The 5,817-nt window shown below is 43.6% G+C and carries 5 protein-coding genes; 1 reads left to right on the top strand and 4 read right to left on the bottom strand.

From position 1 onward, the window contains the following. Positions 1-336: 336 nt before the first annotated feature. The 3 genes from AB6735_RS27810 to AB6735_RS27820 are packed head-to-tail and all read right to left on the bottom strand — an operon-like array spanning position 337 to position 3,799. Positions 337-1,296, bottom strand: coding sequence for a tyrosine-type recombinase/integrase (locus tag AB6735_RS27810; RefSeq protein ID WP_370999446.1), 960 nt, complete (start codon positions 1,294-1,296; stop codon positions 337-339). Then, positions 1,283-2,176 carry a tyrosine-type recombinase/integrase gene (locus AB6735_RS27815; RefSeq protein ID WP_370999447.1) on the bottom strand — a complete coding sequence of 298 codons (894 nt, stop codon included), beginning with the start codon at positions 2,174-2,176 and terminating at the stop codon, positions 1,283-1,285. Before AB6735_RS27815 ends, AB6735_RS27810 begins: the two co-directional genes overlap by 14 nt. A gap of 6 nt (positions 2,177-2,182) precedes the next feature. Next, positions 2,183-3,799 (bottom strand): hypothetical protein, encoded by a 1,617-nt coding sequence (locus AB6735_RS27820; RefSeq protein ID WP_370999448.1) that lies wholly within the window; start codon positions 3,797-3,799, stop codon positions 2,183-2,185. Between the two features lie 203 nt (positions 3,800-4,002). Between AB6735_RS27820 and AB6735_RS27825 the strand changes: the two genes are divergently transcribed. After that, a complete protein-coding gene (locus AB6735_RS27825) occupies positions 4,003-4,347 on the top strand; it encodes a helix-turn-helix domain-containing protein (RefSeq protein ID WP_370999449.1) in 345 nt (114 codons plus the stop codon). Positions 4,348-5,033: 686 nt separating this feature from the next. Here the strand turns inward: AB6735_RS27825 and AB6735_RS27830 are convergent. After that, the coding region (locus tag AB6735_RS27830) for an RHS repeat-associated core domain-containing protein (RefSeq protein WP_370999450.1) at positions 5,034-5,817 on the bottom strand (784 nt) is incomplete at its 5' end.

Consider the following 5,817-nt stretch of genomic DNA (forward strand, 5'->3'; position numbering starts at 1 on the left):
TAATCGTATTGGCTACCATAAAGTTTTTACGTTTTTGGCTGTTTTCCGTTTTGCACTTTTTCGGTGCCATAAAGAACGTTCGTTAAGGGTAAAGATAAGCGTTAGTTTTTCATTTGCAAGGCCGTGGGTTTGGTTGTTTTTTGGGGTGGCGTGTGTGTGTTGGTTGATCATCTGTTATAGCAAAGGCAGCCTCCGAAGCCAGGGCAGTAAAGGGACTTTCGCGGCATAAACCCGCAAGCCATTCACCCACGAGGCCATTTATTCCACGTTCCCTTGACAGCCCCGTCTTCTCCCGCTTTTGGTTGCTTAACAGAAGATAACCTGAACCCCTGATGATTAGGAAAGATTGAACGGATGATGCTTGTTAAGCGCATCTTTCAGGTCTTCCAGGTTATTGGTTTGGTAACGCTCGGTGCTGCTGATATAGCGATGGCCCGCCATGTATTGCACCGTCCGCAGGTTCTTTTCTTTCAGCCATTCCGTTATTACGCTCTGCCTGATCTGCATCCCGTGTTTATACTTCGGGTTTATCTTCCGCAAAGCATAATTGAGGTGCAGAATGCTATTTTTCATAGTTTCCTGTCCGTTCATGTTGACAAAAAGCCGGTGTACATCTTCCACCGCTTTGTATTTATCCGGCTTCCTGCCGGAACGTTCGGCCATGCGTTCAGCGAGTATTTTAGGCCGCACAATCAATAGATATTCCTGCAAGTCTAAGATTTGATGGGGCTGCAAACCAAGTTCCCGGCTGTTTAGTTTGCCGGTAGACGGTATGTGTATTTTGCCCTCCCTCAATTTCAGGTGTTCAGGGCGCAAAGTTTCCAGTTCATCCCTCGTCAATGCCTGGTAAACCTGTAAGCCTACAATAATCTTATTACGATGGGTACGCTCGTCTGATATAGGGTAACTTTCGTAAAGCGTTTCCAGTTCGGCTTGGGTTAGCAAGTCGTGGGGAATGTGCCTGATCGTGCCTTTCAGAATAATACCGGCTGCGGGATTATAGCCCACCTTGCCATCCTGTCCAAGCCAGTTGAAGTAATACCTTACGGCAAGCAGCACCCGGTTAATAAGCCGGATGCTGTGGCCTTTTTGCTTCAACTGGTCTGCAAACTCCAATACATCTGCATGACTGGCCTGTGCTAAGGCAAGGCTTTCTTCTTCCAGCCATTCCAGGAAGATACCCGCATAGTTGCTGTTTTGCCGGATATAGTTTTTGGCGTAATGTTCCTGCTGTAAATAGGTTTGGTAGCTTTTCAATGCTGCCTGTATCGCCGGGGCGAACTTATATTTGTTCATGCTTTAGGTGGGTGTAGATCTGCGTACTTTCCATGCTGCTATGCCCTAAAAAGCGTTGGATCTGTTCTAAAGCCATACCTGAATGCAGTAAATGACTGGCAATGCTATGGCGTAGCGTATGCAAGCCTGCGGGCTTTTTTATCTTCGCTATAGCCTTTAGCTTTTGCAGCCGTTCATAGGCCATGTGGCCGCTTAACCGTGTGCCGTTTACGTTCAATAATAAAGCATCTTCCTTTTTATCCGTAGCCAAAAGGGGGCGGCCATACAGGATATAGTTCTCTAAATCGGTTTTACCTGTACCTGCCAGCGGTACGTAACGCTCTTTATAACCTTTGCCTTTGCGCACGTAAACCAGTTCCTTATCTAATAAAACGTCCTTAACATTGATATTGGCACCCTCGTTTTTACGCAGACCGCAACCGTAATACAAGGCCAGTATGGCTTTATCCCGCAAGCCCAATGTATCATCTTTTACAGCTTCGTATAAGCTGCTGATCTCGGCCAGGTTAAGAATACACTTCACGTTAGAGCTTTTGCCCTTGATGCGCAGTTTTACCGTAAAGCTTTCCTGTCCGCTTTCGGTAAGGTAGCGGCTAAACTTGCGGATCACCTGTAAATGCTTACGGATATAGTTCAGGCTGATCGCACCGGCTGCGGTTTTGCTTGGCCGCTCGTGCAGGTGTTCTATGTATCTTTTCAAATGCTCCTGCTGTATGTCATGCGGACGATGGCAGTTATTATCTTGCAGATAGATCAGGAACTCGGTTAGCATCTTAGGCATATCGCGCGGGCTGGTCGGTTCAAAGTTGAGGATGCGCAGCCATTGGCTAAAGCCTGCCTGCAAGCGGATATAGAGCGGATTATATAAGGTGCCTTGCATTTTCTGTTAGTCGTGGGTTACTGGTCGTTCCCCGCTGATTTTCTGCATTTTATGTAACCCATTAAGGCTTTGGGTTACTGATGGGATACGGGTTACTAACTTGATGTTTTCAAGGATGGATTTTACCATGCTTTGCGCATCGTTCGCTAAGTTCTCCAGGTCGTTCCAACTCTGTATTTTATACTCAAAGCCCTTATAGCGGCTTCCTTTCGCTATTTTTATATAGCCCATGCGTTCCAGTTCGTATAGGTAACGCCCTATACTGCTCGGAGTTAGCCGGAATGCAGCACGTACTTCCTTGCTGAAAAAAGTGTCGGTGTCCTTTTCTTTCAGGTATATCTTCAGTTTTTCAAAGAAGTCCCGGCAGGCATCGTTTAACTCGTCGCTTTTTTTGAGTAAGGTGGTTTCCAGTAAGCTAAAAGCGGCCTGTATGTCCTCAATCGTCGTTTCTATATACTGCTCCCCGGTGTCCTCGTCCGTTTTCAGTTCCCTTTGGTACTGGTGGTAATAAGTAATGGTTTCTGTGAATAATAGCAGTAAAAGCATGGTGCGCCGTGGCTTAAAAACAGCTTCCGGCAATTGCAGGTATGGGGCGTAAGGATTTTTAACACTAATGGGTTTTAACATGCGCTGCACGTTCTTCAAAGCTTCCCTTACTTTCTTTTCTTCATATTTATCAATCAGCCCGGCGCTCATTTTGCGCTGGTAATCCATGATCTTCACGTCCTGCTCCGGGCTGTTATCCATGTACAATAAGATACAGCGGTTCGCATTGTCCTCATACATCTGCTCCCTCGTGGTGCAGCCGCTGATACAAACAGGCCCCTCCACTTGCAGGGTGATGGTTTTGGGGTTGCCTTTGCTGTCTTTCAGGGTTACCGTTTTGGATATTTTGCGCTTGCTTTGCAGTTCCCTGATCGGGTACAGCACGTCTTCTGCACCGTCCATATCTTCGAGTAATAGCAGCTTATATTTCAGTTCGTCTTTACCGAAGTAGTAAAAAGCATTTACGCTTAGTGTGGTGATCTCCAGTTTATCTTCTTCGGGTATCAGCTCGCCTACTTTCTCCTGTAACCAGGTCTTGCCTGTGCCGCTTGCGCCCAGGCATAACAGGTGTAAAGGGGTTTCACGGGTTCGTGAGGTGTAAATGAGGTAGGCGATCAGGGCGTTGGTTTCTTCGCCTACGATGCCACTTTGGGCAATGGCCTGTTTGGTACGGCCTAACAGATCAGGGCTTTTTAAGTAAGCTATGGCAGCTTTGCGCTCGGCTTCTGTAAGCTGTTTCTTTTCCGGCTGTTTCGGTTTCATCGCCTCTAACCGTTCTGATCGGTACTGCTCTAAGGCGGTGGTCAACCCGGTTATGGCTGTGCCGATCTCACGGGTGCCGGTGTCCAGCGCATCGGCTGATTTCTCGATCAGTTGCTCAGTTTGGATGCTGTTGTAAAGGTCTAAGCTATGCCGAAAGACGTTTAACTTGTCATCCGTATTCACCAGTTTAAGCGTTACTTTTAAACGGTCGAACCCGGTCAGCTTAATGCCGCCCAGTACGGTAATGTGCAGTTTACCGTCTAAGAACAATAATAACTCCGGGTTGTCCGTGATAAGCCCAACAGGTTTTTGCATCACTTAAAAAAAGTCATAATGTACTATATATAATGCAAATATATTTATATAGTACAGTTTTACAAGTTCATTTTGATGTATTGTATTATTTATGCCGCTTATTACTATCAATTGAAGTCTTTTAGCTCCATTGACGGGATTTTATAGTAGTCTTTAGTTGCGTATATTTGTATGTATAGGTAAAAACTGCTGTAAATAACAATATGGATACATTTGGTAAGAGATTAAGGGAATGCAGGGATGCCAAAGGGCTTTCGCAGCAAGACCTTGCCAAGTTGATGCATACTTCTTATACAGTAATTGGTAAGTATGAGCGGGATGAAACAAAGCCATCTATTGAGGTAGCCCGTAATATGGCCAAACTGCTCGATACCACTGTAGGGCATTTATTAGGAGAAAATGATGATTTGAACGTACTGAAAGACCCGGCTATGCTTAAACGCCTTAACGAATTAAACTCACTTGCAGAACCTGACAGGGATAGTATTCTATATGCGCTCGATGGCTTGCTAAGGGATGCCAAAGCCCGTAAGACTTACGCGCTTTAACAGCAAAGCCCCTGTTAAGGGGCTTCGTCATTTATATTATCTTGTTTTCTTCTTCGGTTTCCCGACTGGCTTTTTAGCTTTTGCGCTATCAGCAAATGCATAGGGGTAATTTTGTTTTGGGTCTCTGCGCATAAGATGATACTGCCGGTGGGCGCTATCCCTTTTGGCACTATCCCTTTGAGCAGGTGTTTGTGCTCTGGCTGTAAAAGCCAAGATTAATAAAACAATCAAATACAACCTCTTCATCATTTTTAGTTGTTACAAGCTAATTAGTTATTGTGCATCCTGTTTAACTATAACACTTATGTGCTTAAAGAAAAACAGCAGTAAGAATAATATACTTAGTATTCCGTTGTATACTCCATTGATGTCAATCTGCTTTTGAGAGGTAAAGTAGACATACAAAAAGTACTCTGCTATAAAGGTTACACCTATTATAAGAAAAAAGTAAACAGCATTTTTTACTCTAAATGAAAAGTATAAAGGCGCTGTGAAGATTACCATACAAACCACTGGTAAGAATAACAGGAGCCATAGAAAGTAAAAAAGATCAGCTCCATTTTTTATATTATTTACATCTAATAATTTAAAGTTGCTATCCTTAAACATCAAAAAAGTATAGAATGCCATATACTTTACAAAAAAGTAAAGTAAGATATTGAGAATGGTTGTTTTTAGCATGGTTGTTATCTTTTATACCAGTGAGCTGGCTTGTAATCTTTCGTTAAAGGGCTATGCGTTGCTTTAAATGATGGTTGTGCGTAATGCATTATTTGCGTTCCATTAACTTTTAAAGTAGCCGATGGAAATACATCTGTAGCACTTGAAACAGATAACTTTCCATCTGATGATAGATTAGCATTGATCTTTTGAGCAACGTTCACTATATTATAACCTATCGCATTCAACCCAAACTCTTCAACTTTTGAAACACTTGCATGCTGCTCGAAATTCAAATTGTAAGTTGCTAATGTACCATCTGAATTTTTAGTTTGACTGTAAGTAAACTTATTCTGATCATCTCCTAAACCAGGGTAAGAATCCCGTGGAGATCCTACTGGAGTATCACCAAGTTTTATTGATTTTGTGGCAGTGATACCAGTTAATTCCCCTGCTTCATTTTCATTTCCGGTGATCTTAACAGTAGATGTAAGCTTGTCTCCTGCGGCAATATTTCCTCCTGGGCCATCCCAAAGTTTTCCATCAATATAACTGTTGAAATTAAAGGTCAATGTTTTGCCTAAATAGGTTTCCCCGGCTTTTGTCGTTGCTTGCGAATTTGCATTCTTATCCCAACTGATATTGCCGTCCTGATCTTTGACCCAATCAAACATTCCATCCACATCAATGTGGGTGATTGGGTTATTGTGCCCGTAACTGTAAGAACTCCATCTACGATCTACCTCTGCCAGCGGGTCAACAGTCGTAAATCGCCCAATTACAGGATCGTAGAAACGCGCGCCATAATCG

This window comes from Mucilaginibacter sp. RCC_168, assembly GCF_041355315.1.
GTDB lineage: Bacteria > Bacteroidota > Bacteroidia > Sphingobacteriales > Sphingobacteriaceae > Mucilaginibacter.

Excerpts from the sequence above, each read along its gene's own strand:
- AB6735_RS27825 (WP_370999449.1), top strand. The coding sequence starts at position 4,003 with ATGGATACATTTGGTAAGAGATTAAGGGAATGCAGGGATGCCAAAGGG.
- AB6735_RS27815 (WP_370999447.1), bottom strand. The coding sequence starts at position 2,176 with ATGCAAGGCACCTTATATAATCCGCTCTATATCCGCTTGCAGGCAGGC.
- AB6735_RS27820 (WP_370999448.1), bottom strand. The coding sequence starts at position 3,799 with ATGCAAAAACCTGTTGGGCTTATCACGGACAACCCGGAGTTATTATTG.
- AB6735_RS27810 (WP_370999446.1), bottom strand. The coding sequence starts at position 1,296 with ATGAACAAATATAAGTTCGCCCCGGCGATACAGGCAGCATTGAAAAGC.